Origin of the sequence: Belnapia arida (assembly GCF_016773205.1) — a bacterium.
Taxonomy (GTDB): Bacteria; Pseudomonadota; Alphaproteobacteria; order Acetobacterales; family Acetobacteraceae; genus Belnapia; species Belnapia arida.
In genome coordinates this window covers 1-22,647 of sequence record NZ_JAETWB010000005.1, presented here as the reverse complement: position 1 = coordinate 22,647, position 22,647 = coordinate 1, and the positions used below count along the sequence as shown (strand labels likewise).

Below are 22,647 nucleotides of genomic sequence, written 5' to 3'. Positions count from 1 at the left end.
TGCGGCGCCATGCATGGGCCGGATGGCGGCGGATTGCAACCTCATGCAAGGCCGGGCTACTCGGCACCGTGCTGTCATCCCTGCCGATTCACCCCGCCTCATGAGCGCACCGCTGCGGTTCGCGCTGCTCTATGCCACGCAATTCGCGACCGTGGGCGCGTTGCAGCCCTTCCTGCCCGCCGTGCTGGCCGGGCATGGGCTGACGCCCGGGCAGATCGCCGCCGTGCTGGCGGTCTCCTCCGCGGTTCGGCTGCTGGCGGCGCCGGCGGTGGGGCGGGGGGCGGATGGCCTGGGCGATGCGCGGAGCATCCTCGTCCTGGCGGCGGGGCTCGCCGCCTGCATGGTGACCGGCTTCGCCTGGGCATCAGGCTTCGGGGCCCTCGTCGCCGTCGCCATGCTGCATGCGCTGGTGAGCGCGCCGGTGGTGCCGCTCTCGGATGCGCTCTGTCTCGGAGCGGCGCGGCGGATGGGCTTCGACTATGGGCGGGCCAGGTCGGCAGGGTCGGCCAGCTACATCGCGGCGGCGGTGCTGGCAGGCTTCGCCGTGCAGGCGGTGGGGGCAGAGGCGGTGATCTGGATCGCCTCGCTCTGCTACCTGCTGACGACGCTGGCGGCGCGGGGGCTGCCGCGGCTGGAGGCGACGGGCGGCGGGCGCAGCGGCTTCGAGGCGCCCTTCCGCGACCCGGCCTTCCGCTGGCTGCTGCCGCTCTCGGCGCTGATCCAGGGGAGCCATGCGCTCTACTATGGCTTCGCCACGCTGCATTGGCAGGCGGCGGGGCTCTCCTCCGGCGTCATCGGCCTGCTCTGGGGCGAGGGGGTGGTGGTGGAGGTGCTGCTCTTCCTCTGGGGCCGGCGGCTGGTGGAGCGGCTGGGCCCCGGCGGGATGGCCTTGCTGGCGGCCTCGGCGGGCGTGCTGCGCTGGAGCGTGACGGCGTACACAAGCTGGCTGCCGGCGCTGGCTGCGGTGCAGCTGCTGCATGCGCTGACCTTCGGAGCCATGCATCTCGGCGCCATGCGGGTGCTGGGTGGGCTGCCGCCGGGCCAGGCGGCGACGGCGCAGACGCTGCATGCCTCGCTCGGCGTCGGGCTGGCCTCGGGGATACTCACCTATCTGTGCGGGCCGCTCTATGCCGCCTACGGGGGGGGCGGCTTCTGGGCGATGGCCGGGCTGTGCGCCATCGCACTGCCCCTTGCCGTGAAGTTGCGTCTGGTGCTGCGGCGACGGTCGTCCTGACGCGCCGCTGCCGCTGGACGAGGGCCGCCATCGGCGACAGACTGCCAATGCTACCGGCTGATGACGGAGTGCGGCATTCCATGCTGTTGCACACCATCCTGACCCGCATGATCCAGAGCGGGACATTGACCGTTCGCTATCCCTCCGGCCGTACCCAGGAGTACGGCGATGGCAGGGAGCCCAAGGCCGGACTGTGGCTTCGCAGCGCTCGCGCCGAATGGCGCATGGTGGCGAATCCAGGCCTCGCGCTGGGCGAGCTTTATATGGACGGCGAGGCGGAGCCGCTGGATTGCTCCCTCCTCGAGATGCTCGACCTGATGGCAGACAATCTCTGGGCCGGTGACCGGCACCCGATGGAGACGCTGAACTACCAGCTGCGGCGGCTGCGGCGGCATCTCGACCAGCTCAACCCGGCGGGGCGGTCGCGGCGCAACGTGGCGCATCACTACGACCTCAACGGGCGGCTCTATGCGCTCTTCCTCGACCGCGACCGGCAATACTCCTGCGCCTATTTCGCCACGGGCCAGGAGACGCTGGAGGAGGCGCAGGCGGCCAAGAAGCGGCATGTCGCGGCCAAGCTGCGGCTGACCGAGCCGGGGCTCGAGGTGGTCGATATCGGCTGCGGCTGGGGCGGCATGGCGCTGACGCTGGCGCGGGACTGGGGGGCGCGCGTCACCGGCATCACGCTGAGCGAGGAACAACTCGGCGTCGCGCGGCAGCGGGCCCAAGAGGCAGGGTTGGCGGACCGGGTGCGGTTCGAGCTTCTGGACTACCGGAGGCTGCCGGAATTCCTCGGCCGACCGGTCGACCGGGTGGTTTCCGTCGGCATGTTCGAGCATGTGGGGATCGATCATTTCCGCGGATTCTTCCGCAGCGTGAAGCAGGTGCTGAAGCCGGACGGCGTGGCGCTGGTCCATGCCATTGGGCGGTCGAGCGGTCCGGGGGCCACCAATCCATGGTTGGCAAAGTACATCTTCCCCGGCGGCTATTCCCCCGCGCTGTCGGAGGTGTTGCCGACGGTCGAGCGCTCCGGCCTCTGGGTGACGGATATCGAAATCCTGCGGCTGCACTATGCCGAGACGATCCGGCATTGGCGGCGGCGTTTCGCGGCGAACCGGGACGCGATCCTCTCGCTCCATGACGAGCGCTTCTGCCGGATGTTCGAGTTCTACCTGGCGGGCGCGGAGCTGGCCTTCCGGCGCTCGGACCACATGAACTGGCAGCTCCAGCTCTCGCCGAGCGTCGGGGCGGTGCCGCTGACGCGGGACTACATCGCCGACAGTGAGCGCGCAGCGGCCGGAGGGCGGGTTTCCGCCTGATCCAGGCAAGACCAAGAGGAGAACGGCCCCTGCCGTTGCGGACGAGCACGGGTTGCACAACGATCCCGATCAACAACGACTTGTTTTGTCAGCAGCATTGTTTTGGTTGACCTTCCGATGAAATACGCCGTAACACCTTTTCGTGTTCACGAACTCGTTTGAGTTGTCTCATTGAAGTGACGGAGGGTCGGAGTCTTGGCTAACTTTTACGAAACCTTTTCTCATGGCGTCGGCAAGCTCAATCACGCCTGGGGCAAGATCGATGCGAGCGTTGCCGGACAGGTCACGCTCACCGGCTATGCGGGCATGATGCAGTGGCCCTCCGGCGCGAGCGCCGGCAACGGCTACGGGCATTACGAGGTCGTCGCGGCGCTGAAGGGCAACCAGGCGGGTTCCGCGGTCATGCTCTGGCCGGGCAACGACAAGTGGCCGGGCACCGAGATGGATCTCGCCGAGATCTACAATGGCCGGGCCTACGGCACCGCGCACCACAAGACCGGCACCGGCGGCGACGGTTACCGCACCGTGACCTATGACGGCCTCGACGAGAGCAAGCCGCACAAGTACTCGCTCGACTGGACGCCGGGGAAGCTCGTCTTCAAGGTCGATGGCCATACCTATGGCACCATCACCAAGAATGTCGGCAAGGACTTCGAGCACGGTGGCGTGGATGCCGTCTTCGGCATGCTGAACAACAATTCCAACACCTCGCTCACGGTCTACGAGGTCAGCTACACCGACACTTGGATCGGTTGAGCGAACGGCACGGAAGCCACGCTGGGGGCAATCGGCAAGGTTGCCCCCGTTATCCACAGCCATCCCCATGATCCACAGGCGGCCGACTGGGCTAGACTGGCGTCATGAACACCATGGACCCGTCCGCCCCATTCGCCGGCCTCGATGGCGGCCTGCTGGGCCTCTCGCAGAGGCTGCCGCCTTCCAACCTCCAGGCGGAACAGGCGCTGCTCGGCGCGCTTCTGGCCAACAACAAGGCCTATGAACGGGTTTCCGAATTCCTCGCGCCCGAGCACTTCGCCGATGCGGTGAACGGGCGGATCTTCCGCGCCATCCAGCGGCGGATCGAGGCGGGGCAGCTTGCCGATGTCGTAACCCTCAGGCCCGAATTCGAACATTCCGGCCTGCTCGACGAGGTGGGCGGCCCGGCCTACCTCGCCCAGCTCCTCTCCGCCATGATCGGCATCATCAATGCCGGCGAATATGGCCGGATGATCCACGACGCCTGGCTGCGCCGACAGCTCGTCGATGTGGGCGAGGAGGTGGTGAACCGCGCCTATGGCGCCGAGGCCGAGCTGGACGCCAAGGCCCAGCTTGAGGCGGCCGAGCAGCGCCTCTTCGACCTTGCCAAGGATGGCGGCTCCGAGGGTGGCTTCGTCACCTTCGAGCGGGCGCTGACGGACGCGGTGCTGGCCGCCGAAAGGGCTTTCTCGACGCCGGGCGGCGTCTCCGGTCTCTCCTCCGGCCTGCGCGACCTCGACGCCAAGACCGGCGGCCTGCACGGCTCGGACCTGCTGATCCTCGCCGGGCGGCCCGGCATGGGCAAGACGGCGCTCGCCACCAAGGTCGCCTTCGGCGCCGCCCAGGCCCTGGTCCGCGAGGCGCGCGAGAAGGGGCCGGATGTGCAGCCGCGCGGCACGGTCGCCATCTTCTCGCTCGAGATGAGCGCCGACCAGCTGGCGACTCGTCTGCTCTCCGAGGCCTCCCGCATTTCGGGCGACAAGATCCGCCGCGGCGACATCTCCCAGCGCGACTTCGACCGCTTCGTCGAGGTGAGCCGCGAGCTGGCGACCCTGCCGCTGGTCATCGACGACACGCCGGCCATCACCATCTCCGCGCTCCGCACACGTTGCCGCCGGCTGAAGCGGACGCGCGGGCTGGAGTTCATCGTCGTCGACTACCTCCAGCTCATGCGCCCGGCGGCGGGGACGCGGCCGGAGAGCCGGGTGCTGGAGATCTCGATGATCACCCAGGGGCTCAAAGCTATTGCGAAAGAGCTGTCGGTGCCGGTGATGGCGCTGTCCCAGCTCTCCCGCGCCGTCGAGCAGCGGGAGGACAAACGGCCGCAGCTCTCCGACCTCCGCGAATCCGGCTCGATCGAGCAGGACGCCGACATGGTCATGTTCGTCTACCGGGACGAGTACTACCTGCAGCAGCGGCAGCCGAAGGATGTCGGCTTCGAGAAGGCGGATGACTTCGGTGAGGCCACCGCGAAGTGGCAGCAGGAGATGGAGCGCGTCCACAACCGCGCCGACCTCATCATCGCCAAGCAGCGCCATGGTCCGACCGGGACGATCCCGCTCTTCTTCGAGGCAGAGTTCACTCGCTTCGGCGACCTGGACCAGGCGCATATCGGCCATGACGGGTACTGAGGGCGTCCTCACCGTCGACCTCGGCGCAGTGTCGGCGAATTGGCGGCAGCTCGCCGCCATGGCGCCGGGGGCTGTCGGCGCGGCGGTGAAGGCGGATGGCTATGGGCTCGGCGCGGTGCCGGTGGCTCGTGCGTTGCTCGCCGCCGGGTGCCGGCATTTCTTCGTCGCCCACCTGTCCGAGGGCGTGGCGGTGCGCGAGGCGGTGGGGCCCGGGCCGATGATCGCCGTGCTGAACGGCTTCCCGCCCGGCATCGCCGGGGCCGAGGGTCTGGTGCCGGTGCTGAACGGGCTGCCGGATGTGGCGGCCTGGACGGCGGCGGCGCGGCAGGCAGGGCGGGCGCTGCCTGCCCTCCTGCATGTCGATACGGGGATGGCGCGGCTCGGCCTCGATGTCGTGGAGCTTGAGCGGGTGGCGGGAGACCACGGGCTGCTGGCCGGGCTCGACCTCCGCTATGTGATGACGCACCTGGCCTGCGCCGATGTGCCGGAGCATCCGCTGAATTCGGAGCAGGCCCGGCGCTTCGGGGCGGCCTGCGCGCGGTTGCCGGCGGTGCCGCGGAGCTTCGCCAATTCCTCCGGGCTCTTCCTCGGGCCGGATTTCGCCAGCGAGCTTGGGCGGCCGGGCTGCGCCCTCTACGGCATCAACCCCACCCCGGGGCGGCCCAACCCGATGCAGCAGGCCGCCAGGCTGGAGGCGCCAATCCTGCAGGTGCGGGAGATTCCGGCCGGGGCGGCGGTGGGTTATGGGGCGAGTTGGGTGGCGCCGCGCCCCTCCCGGATTGCCACGGTTGCCGCCGGCTATGCGGATGGCTACCTTCGCGCCCTCTCAGGGCAGGCCACCGGCATCCTTGCCGGCCGGTCCGTGCCCCTGGTTGGCCGGGTGTCCATGGATCTGATTACCTTCGATGTGACGGATGTGCCGCTGCCTGCGCCGGGCGACCGGATCGGGCTGATCGGCCCTGGCCAGACGCCGGATGACCTGGCGGCGGCGGCCGGCACCATCGGCTACGAGATCCTGACCTCGCTCGGCGTCCGCTATCGCCGCGAGTACATCGGCGCCTGATGGCGGCTATCCTGCTCGATCCGCTGGCGGCCATCGGCCGCGCGACGCTCGGCGCTTGCCGGGCGGTCGGCGATGTCGCCCTCTTCGCGCTCGAAGGGGTGAGCCATCTGGTGCGGCCGCCCTTCTACGGGCGGCTGTTCTGGCACGCCTTCGTCGAGGTTGCCTGGTTCTCGCTGCCGGTCGTGGCGCTGACCGCGGTCTTCACCGGCATGGTCCTCGCCCTGCAAAGCTATACCGGCTTCGCCCGCTTCAACGCGCAGAGCGCCATCGCCAGCGTCGTCGTCATCTCGCTGGTGCGCGAACTCGGGCCGGTGCTGGCGGCGCTGATGGTCGCTGGCCGCATCGGCGCCAGCTTCGCCGCCGAGATCGGCACCATGCGCGTCACCGACCAGATCGATGCGCTGACCACGCTCTCGACCAACCCGATGAAGTACCTTGTGGCGCCGCGGCTGCTGGCGGCGACGCTGGCACTGCCGCTGCTGGTGCTCGTCGCCGACGTGCTCGGCGTGATGGGCGGCTGGCTGATCGGCACGCTGAAGCTCGGCTTCGTCTCGGCCGCCTACTTGAAATCGACCTTCGACTTCCTCCAGACGGGGGATGTGATCTCGGGGCTGGTCAAGGCGGCGGCCTTCGGCTTCATCATCGCGCTGATGGGGACCTGGTGCGGCTACCGCAGCAAGGGCGGCGCGCAGGGCGTGGGCGGGGCGACGACGGCGGCGGTGGTTGCCTCCTCCATCCTCATCCTGGCGCTCGACTACGTGCTGACCGAGATCTTCTTCGCGCAATGAGCTACGGATCCGATGACCGCAGGATGCAGGCGGAGCCGGGCACCGAAGGCCTGAACCGGTCCACCATGGTCAACACTCCGAAGATCCGCATGCGCGGCGTGAGGAAGGCCTTCGGGCCGAAGCGCGTGCTGGACGGCGTCGACCTTGACGTGGCGGCGGGGCAGGGCGTCGTCATCCTCGGCGGCTCCGGCTCCGGCAAGTCGGTGACCATCAAATGCATCCTCGGGCTGATCACGCCGGACGAGGGCATCATCGAAATCGACGGCGTCGACGTGCTGAAGCTGCCGCGGCGGGAGCGCGAGGCGCTCGGCGACCGCATCGGCATGCTGTTCCAGAACGGCGCGCTCTTCGACAGCCTCCCCGTCTGGGAGAATGTCTGCTTCAAGCTGCTGGCGCAGAACCGCATCACCCGTGCCAAGGCGCGCGACCGGGCGGCCGAGGTGCTGGCGCAGGTGGGGCTGGCCGAGACGGTCGGCGACCTCTCGCCGGCGGAGCTCTCGGGGGGCATGCAGAAGCGCGTGGCACTGGCCCGCGCCATCGCCGCCCAGCCCGACATCATCTTCTTCGACGAGCCGACCACGGGGCTCGACCCGATCATGGGCGCCGTCATCGACGGGCTGATCGTCGATTGCGTGAAGCGCCTCGGCGCGACGGCGGTCTCCATCACCCATGACATGGCGAGCGCGCGGCGCATCGGCGAGACGGCGGCGATGATCCACAAGGGCCGGATCGTCTGGACAGGGCCGGCCGGCAATCTCGGCCATAGCGGCAATGCGATGGTCGACCAGTTCGCCAACGGCCTGCGGGAAGGGCCGATCCAGATGGAGCTGCGCCGCTAGCTCCGCTGGACACCGGCTCGCTCTCGGGCGTTCACTCCTCCCAACACGGGAGGACGCCCATGATGACACCCACCGAGCGCGAGCAGGTGAAGGCCGACCTGCAAGCCTATGTCGCCCGGCACGGCCTCAGCATCCACGACCTCGCCGCGCGGATGAAGTCGAGCGGCCGCAAGGTCGACGCCAAGATCCTGCACCGCTTCCTCGACCGCGGCATGGTGGTCGACGACACCGTGCTCACCGTCTATCGCGGCTTCGTCGACACGCCAGCCTGAGCGCCGCTGCCGCTTTTCCTCGCTTTCCGCGCCCAGCCTGGCGCATCCTCGCCAAGCTGGGCGCCGCCCCAGGCGTCGCCACGGCCAAGGCTTCGCTTGGGAGGAACAAAACATGCACGATCTGACCCGCAGGGCGACGCTCGCCCTCGGCGCCGCGGCGCTCGCCGGCCCGGCCTTCGCCCAGTCCGCCATCCCGCGACGCGACGTGACACCGCCGCGGCTGCCGCCGGAGCCGGGGGCCAACCTCCGCATCATCCGCCCCTCGCGCTTCGTCGAGCCCGACGAGGTGATCTTCCGGCGCAACGCCCAGGCCTTCCAAGACCGGTACAACATCCCCGTCCGGATCGATTTCGTCGGCTGGGAGGACATCCGGCCGCAGACCGCGGTCGTCGCCAATACCGGCACCGGGCCGGACGTCGTCATCGGCTGGGGCGACGACCCGCACATCTATGCGGACAAGGTGGTCGAGGTCTCCGACATCGCCGAGTATCTCGGGCAGCGCTACGGCGGATGGACCTTCCTCGCCGAGAAATACGGCAAGAAGGACCGGTCGCAGACCTGGCTCGGCCTGCCGATCGGCGGGAATATCGGGCCTGCCAACTACCGCATCTCGGCCATCAGGGAAGCCGGTTTCGACGGCATGCCGGAGGATCATGCCGGCTTCCTCAAGCTTTGCCAGGCGCTGCGTCAAGCGGGCAAGCCACCGGGCTTCGCCCTCGGCAATGCGGTGGGCGACGGCAACGGCTTCGCGCAATGGCTGATCTGGTCGCATGGCGGGATGCTGGTCGACGAGGAGGGGAAGGTCGCCATCAACAGCCGGGAAACGGTGGCGGCGCTGACCTACCTCAAGGAGCTGTTCCCGACCTTCATCACCGGCACGCTGTCCTGGTCGGACATCTCCAACAACCGGGCCTTCTCCTCGCAGGACATCTGGCTGACGGCCAATGGCATCTCGCTCTACTTCAGCGTGAAGAACGACCCGAACACGCGGGCCATCGCCGATGACATGAACCATGCGCCGATGCCGAAAGGCTTGGCCGCCGCGCCGCCGCATTCGACGACGGTGATGAACGCCATGGTCTTCCGGCACACGCGCTACCCGAATGCGGCCAAGGCCTTCCTCGCCTTCATGATGGAGGCGGAGCAGTACGACCCCTGGCTGTTGGGCTGCCTCGGCTACTGGGCGCATCCGCTGAATGCCTACCGGCAGAGCGGCGTCTGGTCCTCCGACCCGAAGCTCGCCGTCTTTGCCGATACGATGAACACGCCCTTCTGGAGCGGGTATCGCGGGCCAATCAGCCTGGCCTCCGGCGCGGTGGCCGCGGATTACGTGCTGATCCAGATGTGCGCCTCCGTCGCCTCCGGCCAGGCGACGCCGGAGGCCGCGGCGCGAGAGGCGGAGCGCCGGGCAAGGCGGCATTATCGCTGAGGATGGCCGCGGCGGGCGGGGGGCAAGCCCCCCGCCTTGGTCAGTCGAAGATGCCGGGGCCGAGCTTCCGCTCGTAATGCTTCGAGTACTTGTCGGTGATGAGCTCGGTCTTCACGACGATGCAGACATCGGTGGTGTTGAACTGCGGGTCGAGCACCGCGCCGTCTCCGACGAAGCCGCCGAGGCGGAGATATCCTTTGATGAGCGGCGGCAGGTCGTTCTGCACTGCGCGGGTGTCGAGCCCGGACGGGGGCAGCCGGCCCATCGGCACGTAGCGCTCGGGAAGCGCCCGGGGCCGGAGCGCCGGCGGCGCCAGGTGATGGGCGTGGAGATAGGTCAACGCCGGGGCCAGCGCATCGAGGTCGGTCCCCGGCAGGCTGGCGCAGCCGAACATCACGTCGATCCGATGGCGGAAGACATAGGCTGCGATGCCGCGCCAGAGCAGCTGCAAGGTGCCCCGCGTGCGATGGTTGGCGCCGACGCAGGAGCGCCCGAGCTCGAGGATCGGGCCGGGCAAGGCGACCAGCGGGGCGATGTCGTATTCCGCCGCCGAATAGAAGCCACCCACGGCCCGCGCCGCCTCGCGCCGGATCAGCCGGTAGGTGCCGACGACCGAGGCCGGGCCCTCGCCGAGGTCGTGGTCGATGACCAGCAGATGGTCGGCAACGGCGTCGAAGGCGTCGCGGTCGCGGGCGGCGGCCAGCGTCTCGGCATCGGGATGGGCACCCATCTCCTCGTAGAAGACGCGGAAGCGCAGGGCTTGGGCAGCATCCACCTCCTCCGCCGTCTCGGCGATGCGGACGCCGAGATTGCCGGCGCGCAGCTCGCCGAAGCCGGTATCGGCCGGGGGCGGGGCGACGGCGAGCGGGGGGCTGCTCATGCCTCGTCGTCCTGCGGCTTGCCGGGGCGGCGCGGCGTGGCAGGCGCCTGGCCCTCGGGGAAGCGGCGGCCGAACAGCTCCAGCCGGTGGTCCACCAGCTCGAAGCCGAGGCGGGCGGCGATCTCCTGGGCGATCTCCCGGTGCCTGGGATCGGCGAATTCAATCACCTTGCCGGTATCGACGTCGATCAGGTGGTAGTGCTGGCCGCGATCGGCTTGGTCGTAGCGGGCGCGGCCGCCGCCGAAGTCGCGCCGCTCGAGGATGCCCTTCTCCTCCAGCAGGCGGACGGTGCGGTAGACGGTGGCGATGGAGATGCGGCTGTCCTGCGCCACGGCGCGGCGGTACAGCTCCTCCACATCGGGGTGGTCCTCGCTCTCCGAGAGCACGCGGGCAATGAGCCGGCGCTGCCCGGTCATCTTGAGGCCGCGCTCGATGCACATCCTCTCGATGCGGGAGATGCCCTCACGGTCGGCGGAAGCGGGCGTATCCATGCGGCTGGCGAGTTGCCCTTCCTCTGGGGTCGCTGGGATCGGAAGGGCGACCATAGACCGATGCCGCGTCCGCGACCATGGCGGACGCAGCCCTTGGTGCCGCCCCTGGCCCGCGAGCCTCGGAGGCTACTTCCAGGCTGCTTTCCCCTGGAGCCTCAGGCCGTCTTGGCGGCCGCGGCGGGGGCAGCGGCCTCGCGCCGGCCGGCCCGCGGCGGACGGCCGCGCGGCTTGGTGCCGAGGCCGATCTTCTTGGCGAGAGAGGAGCGATGCTTGGCATAATTCGGCGCAACCATCGGATAATCCGACCCGAGCCCCCAACGCTCCCGGTATTGCTCCGGCGTGAGATTGTAAGAGGTCTGCAGATGCCGCTTCAGCATCTTCAGCTTCTTACCGTCTTCGAGGCAGATCAGGTATTCGGGGGTGATCGACTTCTTGACCGGAACGGCGGGCTGCGGACGATCGGGTTGCGGCTTCACCATCGGCTGACCGACTGAGGCCAGCGTCTTGTATACTTCCTGGATCAGGTTCGGCAGATCAGCCAAGGCGACCGGATTGTTGGACACATGCGCCGCAACGATTTCGGCGGTCAGTCCAAGCAGTTCGGTCGAGGGGGATTCTTCAGCCATCTGGCACGTCTTCCTGTTTGAAGTCTCCGCCCTATAGTACCTGTCGAGGCCGTTTCGCAATCCGTTTCGGATGATTGAAGGGCAAGAAACCTTGAGTTTTGTAAGCGCCAAAGAACTGACCGGTGACCGTCAGATCGACATCACAGCGGAGACTTGCCCGATGACCTTCGTTCGCACTCGGTTGGCGCTGGACAAGATGGCTTCTGGCGAAACCCTTCTGGTGCGCTTGCGCGGCGAGGAACCGCGGCGCAGCATCCCGAAAACCGCCTCCGAACAGGGCCATGCGGTGCTGGCCGAGGCAGAGGCCGGGGACGGGACGGTGCTGCTGCTGCTCAGGAAGGGCTGAGGCTGCGGCGCAGCACCAGCGCATCCTCGCCATTCGCATAGTAACGGCGACGGCGGCCGACGCCGTCGAAGCCGGCGGCAGCATAAAGGGCAAGTGCCGCTTCATTGGCGGCGGCGACTTCGAGGAACATCTCGGCGGCGCCACGGAGGACCGCCCCCTGCATGGCAGCACCGAGCAGGGCGGCACCGAGGCCGCGGCGGCGGGCGGCGGGAGCGACGGCGAGGGTCAGGATCTCGGCTTCGCCGGCGGCGGCGCGGGCGAGGACCAGCCCCTCCGCTTGGCACCAGACGCCGAAGGCGCCGGGCATCTCCAGCATCAGCCGCATTGCATCCGGCCCCCAGGCTTCGGCGGGGGGGAAGGCCAGGGCGTGCAGGGCGGCCAGCGCCGGCGCATCCTCCGGCCGGGCGGCCCTCATCCCGGGCGGCGCACCGCCGGGGGCTCGACATAGAGCGGGCGGGCGGCAAGCGGCGGCAGGGCGCCGGCCAGGCGGAGCGCAGCGACCCGGGCGGCGGCGATGGCGGAGGGGAGGCGCGAGGCGCTCAGCAGCGCGTCGAGGCCTTGCGCCGCGAGCCGGGCGGCGATGGCGGGCGCGGCATCGCCGGCCAGCGCCACGGGGAAGGCAGGGCGGGGAAGGTCCGTCTCGGCGACCACCTCCGGCGGGCCTTCGGCCTGGAGGCTGCCGGGGGGGAAGCGCTCCAGCATCACCCTGCCGCGGCGGTTGTCGATCGCCGACCAGACGGCGCGGGGGCCGAAGGGGAGGGCGGCAGCCAGCGCCTCGCCGGTGGTGACGCCGATGGCTGGACGGCCGATGCCGAGGGCGAGGCCCTCGGCGAGCGCGAGGGCGGCGCGGAGGCCGGTGAAGCCCCCCGGCCCGACCACGGCGGCGACGGCATCGAGGGCGGTGGCGGCAAGGCCGGCTTCGCGCAGCACCGCCTCGGCCATCGGCGGAAGGAGGGCCGCATGGCCGCGGTCGCCCTGCGCGGCGCGAGCGGCCAGCACCCGGTCGCCATCGACCAGGGCGGCGGAGCAGCCGGCCAGCGCGGCGTCGAGGGCGAGGATCAGCGCCATGTCAGAGGGCGAGCTCGACCATCACCGGCACATGGTCGCTCGCCTGGGTCCATCCGCGGGCGGGCTTCAGCACTTGATGGCGGGTCAGCGCGCCGGCCAGGTCCTGGCTGACCCAGACATGGTCGAGCCGGCGGCCACGGTCGGAGGCCTCCCAGTCCTTGGCCCGGTAGGACCACCACGTATAGAGCTTCTGCTCCGGCGGAACGAAGTGGCGGAGGGCATCGTGCCAGTCGCCGGCCGCTTGCCAGCCGGTCAGCGCCTCGACCTCGACGGGCGTGTGGGAGACGACGCCCAACATCTGCTTGTGGCTCCAGACGTCATGCTCGAGCGGGGCGATGTTGAGGTCGCCGACAAGAACACTGCGGCGGGCGGGACCGCGTGCCCGGGTCCAGGCCGTGGCCTCGGCGACGAAGTCGAGCTTATGGGCGAACTTTGCGTTGGCCTCGCGGTCGGGCGTGTCGCCGCCGGCGGGGACATAGAAATCATGCAGCTCGACCGGACCGCCCGGGACATCGAGGGCGACGCCGAGATGCCGGCAATCGCCCTTCGCGCACCAATTCGGGTCGTCGGCACGGACCTCGAAAGGGATGCGGGACAGCACCGCGACGCCGTTGTAGCCCTTCATCCCGCGATGGGCGATGTGCGGGAAGCCGACCGCCCGCAGCTCCTCCAGCGGGAAGAACTCGTCCGGGCACTTGGTCTCCTGGAGGCAGAGAACGTCCGGGTCGAGCGCCGCGATCAGCCCGGCCAGCAACGGACGCCGCAGGCGAACTGAATTGATGTTCCAGGTGGCGATGCGGAGGGTCCGGCCAGGGGCTGCGTTCGGCATGGCCGAGGGATAGACGGGCGGGACGGGGCCCACAATAGCGCCGGGCCCTGCCCCGTGACCTTCCGCGCGCTGCCGGGGAAGGCGTGCCGAATACTAGACGATGCGCGTCCGCACCTCGCCGACGCCCTCGACGAAGCCCTCCAGCAGGTCACCCTTCTGGACGGCGGCAACGCCTTCCGGCGTCCCGGTCATGATGAGGTCGCCGGGGGCGAGGCGGATGAGGTGGGAGAGGTTGGAGATCACCTCCGGCACCGACCAGATCAGCTTCGACAGGTCGGAGGTCTGGGTGACCTTGCCGTTCACCCGCAGCTCGATCTTCCCCTTGGAGACGTCGATGCCGCGGGCCGGCACCAGCGCGCCCATCGGGGCGGAATTGTCGAAGCCCTTGCCCATGTCCCAGGGGCGGCCGGTCTTCTTCGCCTCGTTCTGAAGGTCGCGGCGGGTCATGTCGAGGCCGGCGCAATAGCCCCAAACATGCTTCAGCGCGTCCTCGACGCCGATATCGGCGCCGGCCGAGCCGATGGCGACGACCAGCTCCATCTCGTGGTGCAGCTGCTTCGTCATCGGCGGGTAGGGCATGTCCGCCTCGTTCACCACCAAGGCGTCGGCCGGCTTGGCGAAGTAGAAGGGCGGCTCGCGGGTCGGGTCGCTGCCCATCTCGATGGCGTGCTCGGCGTAATTGCGGCCGACGCAGAAGATGCGGCGGACCGGGAACATTTGGCTGCTGCCCTTGATCGGGACGGCGGCCACCACCGGCGGCGTGATGACGTAGTCGGACATGCCCTGGAAGCCTCCTCGGATCGACAATCCTTCCCCGGGGGCATAGCAGCGCAGGCCGGGCCCAGGAAGCCGCCACTTGCGTGATGATCCTCATGGACCCGGAAAGGAATCGCCTGTAAGTTGATGGAACCAATAAAAATGGCGCCCGGACAGGGGGGTGTCCGGGCGCCGGTACGCTAGTTCCGATCGGAATGGTCGGGCGAGCCGGAAGGGGAAACCGGACTTCACCGCTGGCCTTTTTTAGGCAGCCAGCCTGGAGAGATTAGCGAAAGACGGAGCCATACGCAAAAGGCGTTTACGCGAGCCAGCCATGCGACTGTCCCGTGCGGCTGGTATCACGCAGGCGTGATGGCGCTCTACTCCGCAGCCTGAGGCCAACGCCGCCGGGCCGCCCAGGCTTCTGCTGCCCTGCCAAAATTTTCGAGAAGACCGTAGCTGACCGCATCCGTCTCCCAATCGTATTCAGGATGCCACTGCACGCCATAGGCGAAGCCGATGGCATCGCGGACGCGGACGGCCTCGACGGTGCCGTCCGGTGCCCAGCCCTCGGCGACCAGGCGCGGGGCAAGGCGGGCAATGCCCTGGTTGTGCAGAGAGTTCACCGGGATCTCGGTGCCGCCGCCCACCTCCGCAAGCAGGCTGCCCGGGGCGAGGCGGACGTTATGCGCCTTCGCCGTGCGGATGCGGCCGTATTTCTGGTCCGACGGCGTCGAATGGTCGATGCGGCCAGGCAGGTCCTGGATGCGCTGGTCGAGGCTGCCGCCGAGCGCGACGTTCAACTCCTGGAAGCCGCGGCAGATGGCGAGCACCGGTAGGCCGGCGGCAATGGCGGCACGGATCAGCGGCAGCGTGGTCGAGTCGCGGGCGATGTCTTCCGGCGTGCCCTCCGCATGGGGCGGGCCCTCGTAGAAGTCGGGACACACATTGGAGCGGCTGCCGGTGAGGATCAGCCCGTCGAGCCTCGGCAGGATCTCCGGCACCAGGGCCTCGCCGGCGGCGGGAAGCAGGACAGGGATGCCGCCGACGGGGCCGAGCGTCACGCGGACATAGCTGTCGGAGGCGGCGTGGTTGGGCGTGGCGAAGATGCCGAACGCCTTTACGCAGCAGGAGATTCCGATGAGGGGCTTCATCACTCCTGCAAGGTCGCGCGCGAATGCGTCCGGATCAAGACGACGATTGCGCGAATGGACTCAATTTCGTCATTGCGGGATGCCGAGTTCCTCGCGGAAACGCGGATCGTTGAAGTCGAAGAGGATGGCCGGGAAGCGGCCGCCGTACTCCGCCTGGGAGAGCGTCACCCGCGTCTCCTGCGCCTGGGCATCGACCACGGCCCATTGCCGCAGCTCCACCGGGTTGTCGTTGAAGACGAGCGTGATGCGGCCTTCGGCGGCGCGGCCGGTGCGGAAGACGGTGACGCGCAGCAGCCCGCCACCGCGCTCGACGCGGCCGACGGTGACATCGCCCGAGAGGCGCACCTCGTCGCGCAGCAGGATGCCGAGCGGCGTCGAGGAGAGCGGCAGCGTCGTCGCCTGCTTGAGCTGGCGGTCGAAGTAGAAGAACTGGCCATAGCTGGCGACCAGCAGCAGGGGCTCGGGCGGGTCGTATTCGAAGCGCATGCGGCCGGGCCGCTGGATCCAGGCGGTGCCCTCGGCGGCGGCGCCGTTCTGCGCGATCTGCAGGAAGCGCGCCTTCATCGTCCGCAGCGCGCCGAGCCAGGCCTCGACGCGGGCGACATCCGCGCGGTCGCGGTCGGTGAGGACGGGGGACTGGGCCCAGACCGGGGCGGTGGCCCAAGCGGGCGACAAGGCCAGGGGCAGGGCGAGCAGGGTGCGGCGATCCATCCCCGGCATGTGGACCGGATACGCCGGCGGGGAAAGCCCCACCGGACCGTGACAGTCCGTATCGATAGCGTGATGTCCGCGCAGGGTGCCGGCAGGCCACAATGCCGGGGTTCTGGCGCTTCGGTCCCCGCAATGTTCGACACCCTGCATGCCCCGGCCCGTCCGCGCCTCGCCCGGCCGCGGCTCGCCATCCTGCTGACCGGCACGGCCGCCGCCATGCCGGCCTGGCTGCAGCTGCTCGGCACGCAGCGGCTGGCGGACGCGATGCGGCCGGCGGAGGGCGGCGTCGGCGTCATGCTGCTGCCGCGTGACCGACCGCTGGCGCGGGGGGAGGTGCCCGGCACGCCCGCCTTCGCGCTGCGGCAGGCCGGGGGCGGCCTCTGGCGCGAAGGGGTGGACCATGCGGCGGAGTGGGTCGGGCCTGAGGGCGCGGTCCTGCTGGCCGATGCGGCGGCGCTGCCGCAGCCGGGTTGGCTCGCGGCCCATGCCGCCGGTCTCTCGGCCGGGGCGGAGGTGGTGGCCGGACCGCTTCGGCCCATCGGGCCACGGTCGGCGGAGCGGGACCATGCCATGCTGCTGGCCGAGATCGCGGCACGGCTCGACCTCGGGGAGGGGCCGGGCTGGCTGGGACTCGATGCCGAGGTCATCGGCAATCTCTCGCTGCGGGCGAGGCTGCTGGACGGGGTGGAGGCGGATGGGCCGCTCGCCTTGCTGGCCGGGCTGCGACGGCGGGATGCAAGGGTCCGGCTGATGCCCGGCGCGATGGTTGCCGGCCTGGCGGCGCCGCCGCGGTTGGAGCGGCTGGAAGCCTTCCGCCGGCGGGTGCGGGTGCGGGCGGCGCTGCGGCAGCTCTGGGAGGATGGGATCGGCACGGTGCTGCCGGAGGATGCGGCGCTGCGCCGCCTGGCCGGGCGGCTCGGCCTGCCCGCCGGCGCCTTGGCGGCCTGCTTGCGGCCGCGGCACTTCGGCGCGGCCTGGGCGGCGGTGGAAGGGGCCAGCCCGCGCCTCGCCTTCGCTCCGCTGCGGTCCGGGGAACTGGCTGAGGAGCGGCGCCGTGCCAGGCTGCTGCTCGCCTGGCTGCAGCTGGTCAGAACGGCAGCGGGCCGTTGTCCACCACTTCCTTCATGACGAAGAAGGTCCGCGTCTGCCGGACGCCGGGCAGGGCGATCAGCTGCTCGCCGTGCAGCTTGTTGAAATCGGCCATGTCGCGCACCCGGATCTTCAAGAAGTAGTCGAAGTCGCCGGCGACCAGGTGGCAGTCCAGCACCACGGGCAGCTTGCGGATCGCGGCTTCGAAGGCGGCGAAGCTGTCGGGCGTGGAGCGGTCGAGCACCACGCCGACCATCACCAGCGCGCCGCGGCCGATCCGGGCCGGCGCGATCTCGGCACGGACGCTGCGGATATATCCCTCCTCGAACAGGCGCTGAGTGCGGCGGTAGCAGGTCGCGGCACTGACATGGACGGACTGGGCGAGGTCGGCATTGGTCATGCGGCCGTCGCGCTGGAGGTGCTGGAGGATGCGGCGGTCGATCCGGTCGAGCTCGGGGCTGGTGGAAGATGCTTTCATCCTGTCGGCCATTCCTGTCCGGTCCGTTCAACAAGGGTGCTGCGCGCGGCATGAGCATGCCACTCGCGGGCTGAGTTAGAACACCCCGTTCATGCCGCCCCTGCTAAGCATCCCGCTCCGGCAAGGACGAGGAAAGTGCGATGCTGCGCCTGGACAAGTTTGAGAAGTACAAGCTGACCTTCGGCCCGACGCCGATCGAATTCCTGCCGCGCATGACGCAGGCGCTGGGCGGCGGGATCGAGATCTGGGCCAAGCGCGACGACTGCAATTCCGGTCTCGCCATGGGCGGCAACAAGCTCCGCAAGCTGGAGTACATCGTCCCCGACGCCATCGCCTCGAATGCCGACACGCTGGTCTCGATCGGCGGCGTGCAGTCCAACCACACGCGCATGGTGGCAGCGACCGCGGCCAAGCTCGGCATGAAATGCGTCGTCGTGCAGGAGAGCTGGGTGCCGCACGAGGATGCCGTCTATGACCGCGTCGGCAACATCCTGCTGACCCGGCTGATGGGCGCCGACAGCCGCATCGTGCCGGACGGCTTTGACATCGGCATCCGCCGCAGCTGGGAGGATGCGATCCAGTCGGTGAAGGATGCCGGCGGCAAGCCCTACGGCATCCCGGCCGGCGCCTCGGTCCACAAGTATGGCGGGCTCGGCTATGTCGGCTTCGCCGAGGAGGTCCGTGCGCAGGAGGCGGAGCTCGGCTTCCGCTTCGACTACATCATCGTCTGCGTCGTCACCGGCTCCACACAGGCGGGCATGATCGTCGGCTTCGCGGCGGATGGGCGTGGGGAGCGGGTCATCGGCATCGATGCCTCGGGCACGCCGGCGGCGACGCGGGCGCAGGTGCGCCAGATCGCCGACCACACGGCGGAGCTGGTCGAGCTCGGCCGCCCGGTGCGCGAGGAGGAGATCGTCATCCTCGAGGACTATGCCTATCCGGCCTACGGCGTCCCCAGCGCCGAGACCAACGAGGCGATCCGCTTCGCGGCGCGCACCGAGGCGATGATCACCGACCCGGTCTACGAGGGGAAGTCGATGCAGGGGATGATCGACCTGGTGAAGCGGGGCTTCTTCCCCGCCGGGTCGCGGGTGCTCTACGCGCATCTCGGCGGCGCCCCGGCGCTCAACGGCTACAGCTACACCTACCGCAACGGCTGAGGCGCCATGGCGGCCTTGGTGCTCTGCGAGTGGGCGCCGGGCGGCCAAGCCGCCTGGCTGGACCGGGTACGGCCCCTGCTGCTGCAGGGGCGGGCGGAACTGCTCTTCCTCGGTGCCGAGGCGGCGGGCGGGGGTGGCGTCGCCGGCTTGCGCTTCGCCAGCCTGGAGGCGGCGAAGGGCTTCGCCGGCGTGGCAGCGGGGCCGCTCTGCCGGGTGCTGCGCCTCGCCGCGCCCGGGCTGGGGGAGGGGCCCACGTCTTTTCCCTGACGCGGGCCCGTGGGGTCAGCGGGCGGGCGGGCCGCCGGGGGCGCCGGCCGGCATCTGCATCTGCTGATAGCCGGTGGGCGCAGTGAAGCGGGCGGCGTCCTGCGGGCCGTAATTCACTTCGGTGGCTTCCATGGAGGCCGTCTGGCCGTTCACCGTGCCGGTGCTGCGCAGCATGACGCCGTCGGCGGTCATGCAGGACTCGCCCGTCGCGCCCTGGTTCTCGTAGCGCCAGAGGGTGCAGCTCTGCCCGGCGACGGTCGCCGTGCCGCCCCGGGTGAACTTCGCCGTCTCCGGCGGCTGGGTCGGGATGCTGACGCCGCCCGGGCCGTTGTTGAGCGGCATCTGCATGATCATGCGCTGCTGCTCCATGACGACGAACATGGTCTTCGCGCGCTGGTCCATTACCGACCAGCCCATGCCGCCCGGCATGTCGACGCGGAGCTTCTGGTCGGCGACGCGCCAGGCCATGCGCATCTCCTGCCCGGCCGGGCCGCCGGCGACGCGGTAGGTGACGCTGACATCGCGGGTCGGCATCAGTGGCGGGCGCTCCTGCGCCATGGCCGGGGCCGCGGCGAGGGTGGCGACCAGGGCCGCAATCAGGAAGCTGCGCATCAATCCTCCTCGGTACGGCGTGTCAGCACCTCCCGCTTGCCAACGTGATTGGCGGGACCGACGACGCCCTCTTTTTCCATCTGTTCGATGAGCTTGGCGGCGCGGTTGTAGCCGATGTTGAGGTGCCGCTGAATGAACGAAGTGCTGGCCTTCCCCTCGCGGCTGACGAGCGCGACAGCCTGGTCGAACAGCCCCTTTTCGCTGTCGCTGCCTGCGGCGATGCCGGACAGCGACAGGCCCTCGCCGCCCTCCAGCTCCTCCTCGCTCTCGGTCACTTCCTCGATATAGGCCGGCTCGCCCTGCTCGCGCAGGAACTCCACCACCTTCTCGACCTCGGTGTCGGAGACGAAGGGGCCGTGGACGCGGGCGACGCGGCCGCCGCCCGCCATGTGCAGCATGTCGCCCTGGCCGAGCAGCTGCTCTGCGCCCTGCTCGCCGAGGATGGTGCGGCTGTCGATCTTGCTGGTCACCTGGAAGGAGATGCGCGTCGGGAAGTTGGCCTTGATGGTGCCGGTGATGACATCGACCGAGGGGCGCTGCGTCGCCATGATGACGTGGATGCCGGCGGCGCGGGCCATCTGCGCGAGCCGCTGCACCGCGGCCTCGATCTCCTTGCCGGCGACGATCATCAGGTCGGCCATCTCGTCGATGACGACCACGATCATCGGCAGGGGGGCGAGCGCCAGGGGCTGCTCGTCGAAGACGGGCTTGCCGGTCTCCGGGTCGAAGCCGGTCTGCACCTTGCGCGTCAGCACCTCGCCGCGGCGGCGGGCCTCGACCACCTTCTCATTGTAGCCGCCGATATTGCGGACGCCGAGCTGGGACATGGCGCGGTAGCGCTTCTCCATCTCGCGCACCGTCCACTTCAGCGCACCGATCGCCTTGGGTGGCTCCGTCACCACCGGCGCCAGGAGATGCGGGATGCGGTCATAGACCGACAGCTCCAGCATCTTCGGGTCGATCATGATGAAGCGGCACTCCTCCGGGCTGAAGCGCCAGAGCAGCGACAGGATCATGGTGTTGATGGCAACCGACTTGCCCGAGCCGGTGGTGCCGGCGATCAGCAGGTGCGGCATGCGGGCGAGGTCGGCGATGACCGGGTTGCCGCCGATATCCTTGCCGAGGGCCAGCGGCAGGCGGCCGGGGTGGCGCACCCATTCCTCGGCGGCCATCGACTCGCTGAAATAGACCGTCTCGCGCTTGGCGTTCGGCAGCTCGATGCCGATGACGTTGCGGCCGGGGACGGTGGCGATGCGGACGGCCGTGACATGCATGTTGCGGGCGATATCGTCGGCGAGGCCGATGACGCGGGCGGACTTGGTGCCCGGCGCCGGCTCCAGCTCGTAGAGCGTGACGACCGGGCCGGGATTGATGGCGGCGATGCGCCCGCGCACGCCGTAATCCTCCAGCACCTGCTCCAGCAGGCGGGCATTGGCCTGCAGTGCTTCCTCCGAGGGGCGGCCGGTGCGCTTGGCGGGCGGCTCCTGCAACAGGGAGAGCGGCGGCAGGCGCCAGGGGCTGTCCTGCAGGTCGAGCTGGGGCTGGCGCACCGCCTCGTTGCGCTTCGGCGGCGCGGGCGGGGCAGCGACCTTGGGCGGCTTGCTGACGACGGGCGGCGGGCCGGCCATGGGCTCGGCCCGGTCTTCGGCCAGGCGCGGCTCGCGGCGGGGGGCGCGCGGCGCCTCGGCCGCGGCATCGGCGGCGCGGAGGACGCGGGCCAGGTCGTCCGGCGGCGAGACGGCTGGACGGCGCCGGCGGAAGCGAAAGAGGCTGACGATGCCGCCGCCGATCCGGCCGAGCAGGCTACGCGCCTGCCGCGCCCCGGCCCCGCCCGCGCGGGAGAGGCCGGCCGCGCCGAATCGGGCGACGCCGCCCGCGCCGGTCCGCGCTGCGCGCCCGAGGCCCACCCATTCGCCCGGCGAGAGACCAAGGGCGGCGGCGGAGAGGGCGAGCGCCAGGGCGACGAGCGCGACATCGCCGATCACCCCGCCGAACGGCCCGAACAGGGCGGCGGCGTGGTGGGTGACGGCGCCGTGGACCATGGCGCCTGCCGCCCCGCCGGCCCCGGATTCGACCGGAATGCCGGCGGGGAAGGGCGCCAGCGTCAGCAGGGCCGCGAGCAGCGGCATGGCGGCCAGCAGCGCCGCCAGCCGCGCCGGGAAGAGGCCGAGGCCGCGATGGCTGCCGAGCCGCCAGGCCCAGCCGAGCAGGGCGAGGCCCGGCAGCGCCCCGGCCCAGCCGAAGCCCTGCATCAGCAGGTCCGACACCGTGGCGCCGGCCGGACCGGCCAGGTTGGTCGGCACCCGCGTGGTGGCGGTTGAGAGGGAGGGGTCGGCCGGGTCGTAGCTCGCCAGCGCCACCAGCAGGCCGAGCCCGGCCAGGGCGGCAACCAGGGCCAGCAGTTCGAAGAGGCGACGACGCATCGCCGCCTTCACCGCCGGCGAGGCGAAGCGGCGGAGGCGGGCGGAAGGGGCGGGGCGGTCGGCAGCGGAGATGCGGGGCGCGGGCATAGGTCGCGGGGTCCGGTTTTCAGAACGAGACCCAAGGATAGCGTGCAAATGCTTGCCCGGCCACGGAATCCACGACAAAGGGCGCCGACCCTGCGGCCGGCGCCCCTGTCTGTCCCCGTTCAGCCCGGGATCAGAAGACCCGGCTGAGGGTGAAGAGCACCCGGCCGTCGCAGGCACGCTGGCCGCCGGAGGCGCGGTCGGCGACGGGGATGCAGTCGCGCTTGCTGATATCCGTGCCGTACCAGGCGACCGAGGCGGTCAAGCCGGCATAGATCTCGCGCGACACGCCGATCGAGTACCAGAGGTAGTCGGGCGTGCCGAAAAGCGGGTTGCGCTCGA

Annotated in this window: 25 protein-coding genes and 1 pseudogene; 13 read left to right on the top strand and 13 right to left on the bottom strand. The window is 70.0% G+C overall.

Annotated features, from left to right (window positions below):
• The first annotated feature begins 100 nt into the window (after positions 1–100).
• The 9 genes from JMJ56_RS13235 (at position 101) to JMJ56_RS13195 (ending at position 9,331) form a co-directional block, all read left to right on the top strand.
• The gene (locus JMJ56_RS13235) at positions 101–1,234 is read left to right on the top strand and encodes an MFS transporter (RefSeq protein WP_202832247.1); all 1,134 of its coding nucleotides are present in this window, start codon (positions 101–103) and stop codon (positions 1,232–1,234) included.
• An 80-nt stretch (positions 1,235–1,314) separates the two neighbouring features.
• Positions 1,315–2,553, top strand: a complete 1,239-nt coding sequence (locus tag JMJ56_RS13230) for an SAM-dependent methyltransferase (protein ID WP_202832246.1) — start codon at positions 1,315–1,317, stop codon at positions 2,551–2,553.
• Positions 2,554–2,748: 195 nt separating this feature from the next.
• Positions 2,749–3,309, top strand: a complete 561-nt coding sequence (locus JMJ56_RS13225; protein WP_202832245.1) for a family 16 glycosylhydrolase — start codon at positions 2,749–2,751, stop codon at positions 3,307–3,309.
• A gap of 104 nt (positions 3,310–3,413) precedes the next feature.
• A complete protein-coding gene (locus JMJ56_RS13220; protein WP_202832244.1) occupies positions 3,414–4,940 on the top strand; it encodes a replicative DNA helicase in 1,527 nt (508 codons plus the stop codon).
• Positions 4,927–6,003, top strand: coding sequence for an alanine racemase (gene alr / locus JMJ56_RS13215; protein ID WP_202832243.1), 1,077 nt, complete (start codon positions 4,927–4,929; stop codon positions 6,001–6,003). Before JMJ56_RS13220 ends, alr begins: the two co-directional genes overlap by 14 nt.
• The gene (locus JMJ56_RS13210; RefSeq protein WP_202832242.1) at positions 6,003–6,791 is read left to right on the top strand and encodes an MlaE family ABC transporter permease; all 789 of its coding nucleotides are present in this window, start codon (positions 6,003–6,005) and stop codon (positions 6,789–6,791) included. Before alr ends, JMJ56_RS13210 begins: the two co-directional genes overlap by 1 nt.
• 65 nt (positions 6,792–6,856) lie before the next feature.
• The gene (locus tag JMJ56_RS13205) at positions 6,857–7,630 is read left to right on the top strand and encodes an ABC transporter ATP-binding protein (protein ID WP_202832466.1); all 774 of its coding nucleotides are present in this window, start codon (positions 6,857–6,859) and stop codon (positions 7,628–7,630) included.
• Between the two features lie 59 nt (positions 7,631–7,689).
• Positions 7,690–7,902, top strand: coding sequence for a hypothetical protein (locus JMJ56_RS13200; RefSeq protein WP_202832241.1), 213 nt, complete (start codon positions 7,690–7,692; stop codon positions 7,900–7,902).
• 112 nt (positions 7,903–8,014) lie between these two features.
• Positions 8,015–9,331, top strand: a complete 1,317-nt coding sequence (locus JMJ56_RS13195) for an ABC transporter substrate-binding protein (protein ID WP_202832240.1) — start codon at positions 8,015–8,017, stop codon at positions 9,329–9,331.
• 40 nt (positions 9,332–9,371) lie between these two features.
• Here JMJ56_RS13195 and JMJ56_RS13190 read toward each other — a convergent pair whose 3' ends face one another.
• From JMJ56_RS13190 to JMJ56_RS13180, 3 genes are all read right to left on the bottom strand, one after another.
• Positions 9,372–10,211, bottom strand: a complete 840-nt coding sequence (locus JMJ56_RS13190) for a GNAT family N-acetyltransferase (RefSeq protein ID WP_202832239.1) — start codon at positions 10,209–10,211, stop codon at positions 9,372–9,374.
• The gene (locus JMJ56_RS13185; RefSeq protein WP_202832238.1) at positions 10,208–10,702 is read right to left on the bottom strand and encodes a Fur family transcriptional regulator; all 495 of its coding nucleotides are present in this window, start codon (positions 10,700–10,702) and stop codon (positions 10,208–10,210) included. The genes JMJ56_RS13190 and JMJ56_RS13185 overlap by 4 nt, the downstream gene beginning before the upstream one ends.
• Positions 10,703–10,857: 155 nt before the next feature.
• The gene (locus JMJ56_RS13180; protein WP_202832237.1) at positions 10,858–11,328 is read right to left on the bottom strand and encodes a MucR family transcriptional regulator; all 471 of its coding nucleotides are present in this window, start codon (positions 11,326–11,328) and stop codon (positions 10,858–10,860) included.
• A 70-nt stretch (positions 11,329–11,398) separates the two neighbouring features.
• Here JMJ56_RS13180 and JMJ56_RS13175 point away from each other — a divergent pair, with 70 nt between their 5' ends.
• The gene (locus JMJ56_RS13175; RefSeq protein ID WP_202832236.1) at positions 11,399–11,674 is read left to right on the top strand and encodes a sulfurtransferase TusA family protein; all 276 of its coding nucleotides are present in this window, start codon (positions 11,399–11,401) and stop codon (positions 11,672–11,674) included.
• Here the strand turns inward: JMJ56_RS13175 and JMJ56_RS13170 are convergent.
• The 6 genes from JMJ56_RS13170 to JMJ56_RS13145 all read right to left on the bottom strand — a co-directional run bounded on the left by JMJ56_RS13170 (position 11,661) and on the right by JMJ56_RS13145 (position 16,192).
• The gene (locus JMJ56_RS13170; protein WP_202832235.1) at positions 11,661–12,089 is read right to left on the bottom strand and encodes a GNAT family N-acetyltransferase; all 429 of its coding nucleotides are present in this window, start codon (positions 12,087–12,089) and stop codon (positions 11,661–11,663) included. The two genes, JMJ56_RS13175 and JMJ56_RS13170, sit on opposite strands and share 14 nt — an antisense overlap.
• On the bottom strand, positions 12,086–12,742 hold the full coding sequence (gene tsaB / locus JMJ56_RS13165) for a tRNA (adenosine(37)-N6)-threonylcarbamoyltransferase complex dimerization subunit type 1 TsaB (RefSeq protein ID WP_202832234.1): 657 nt from the start codon (positions 12,740–12,742) through the stop codon (positions 12,086–12,088). The genes JMJ56_RS13170 and tsaB overlap by 4 nt, the downstream gene beginning before the upstream one ends.
• A 1-nt stretch (position 12,743) precedes the next feature.
• Positions 12,744–13,571: an exodeoxyribonuclease III gene (locus JMJ56_RS13160; protein ID WP_202832465.1), complete on the bottom strand. Its 828-nt coding sequence runs from the start codon at positions 13,569–13,571 to the stop codon at positions 12,744–12,746.
• A 93-nt stretch (positions 13,572–13,664) separates the two neighbouring features.
• The gene (locus tag JMJ56_RS13155; RefSeq protein WP_202832233.1) at positions 13,665–14,351 is read right to left on the bottom strand and encodes a fumarylacetoacetate hydrolase family protein; all 687 of its coding nucleotides are present in this window, start codon (positions 14,349–14,351) and stop codon (positions 13,665–13,667) included.
• Positions 14,352–14,707: 356 nt separating this feature from the next.
• Positions 14,708–15,481, bottom strand: coding sequence for a gamma-glutamyl-gamma-aminobutyrate hydrolase family protein (locus tag JMJ56_RS13150; protein WP_202832232.1), 774 nt, complete (start codon positions 15,479–15,481; stop codon positions 14,708–14,710).
• A gap of 69 nt (positions 15,482–15,550) precedes the next feature.
• Positions 15,551–16,192, bottom strand: a complete 642-nt coding sequence (locus JMJ56_RS13145) for a LolA family protein (protein ID WP_202832464.1) — start codon at positions 16,190–16,192, stop codon at positions 15,551–15,553.
• 132 nt (positions 16,193–16,324) lie between these two features.
• Here JMJ56_RS13145 and JMJ56_RS13140 point away from each other — a divergent pair, with 132 nt between their 5' ends.
• On the top strand, positions 16,325–17,320 hold the full coding sequence (locus tag JMJ56_RS13140) for a hypothetical protein (RefSeq protein WP_202832231.1): 996 nt from the start codon (positions 16,325–16,327) through the stop codon (positions 17,318–17,320).
• Here JMJ56_RS13140 and JMJ56_RS13135 read toward each other — a convergent pair.
• On the bottom strand, positions 17,280–17,759 hold the full coding sequence (locus JMJ56_RS13135) for an Lrp/AsnC family transcriptional regulator (RefSeq protein WP_202832230.1): 480 nt from the start codon (positions 17,757–17,759) through the stop codon (positions 17,280–17,282). The genes JMJ56_RS13140 and JMJ56_RS13135 overlap by 41 nt on opposite strands.
• Positions 17,760–17,899: 140 nt before the next feature.
• Here JMJ56_RS13135 and JMJ56_RS13130 point away from each other — a divergent pair, with 140 nt between their 5' ends.
• The gene (locus tag JMJ56_RS13130) at positions 17,900–18,919 is read left to right on the top strand and encodes a 1-aminocyclopropane-1-carboxylate deaminase (RefSeq protein WP_202832229.1); all 1,020 of its coding nucleotides are present in this window, start codon (positions 17,900–17,902) and stop codon (positions 18,917–18,919) included.
• A 6-nt stretch (positions 18,920–18,925) separates the two neighbouring features.
• Positions 18,926–19,186, top strand: coding sequence for a hypothetical protein (locus JMJ56_RS13125; protein ID WP_202832228.1), 261 nt, complete (start codon positions 18,926–18,928; stop codon positions 19,184–19,186).
• 15 nt (positions 19,187–19,201) lie between these two features.
• Here the strand turns inward: JMJ56_RS13125 and JMJ56_RS13120 are convergent, their stop codons facing one another.
• The 3 genes and pseudogenes from JMJ56_RS13120 to JMJ56_RS13110 all read right to left on the bottom strand — a co-directional run.
• Positions 19,202–19,798, bottom strand: coding sequence for a DUF4412 domain-containing protein (locus JMJ56_RS13120; protein WP_202832227.1), 597 nt, complete (start codon positions 19,796–19,798; stop codon positions 19,202–19,204).
• Entirely contained in the window at positions 19,798–22,308 is a 2,511-nt protein-coding gene (locus tag JMJ56_RS13115) for an FtsK/SpoIIIE family DNA translocase (RefSeq protein ID WP_202832226.1), read from the bottom strand. The genes JMJ56_RS13120 and JMJ56_RS13115 overlap by 1 nt, the downstream gene beginning before the upstream one ends.
• A 130-nt stretch (positions 22,309–22,438) precedes the next feature.
• Positions 22,439–22,647 (bottom strand): annotated as a pseudogene (locus JMJ56_RS13110) (hypothetical protein); the annotation flags it as partial.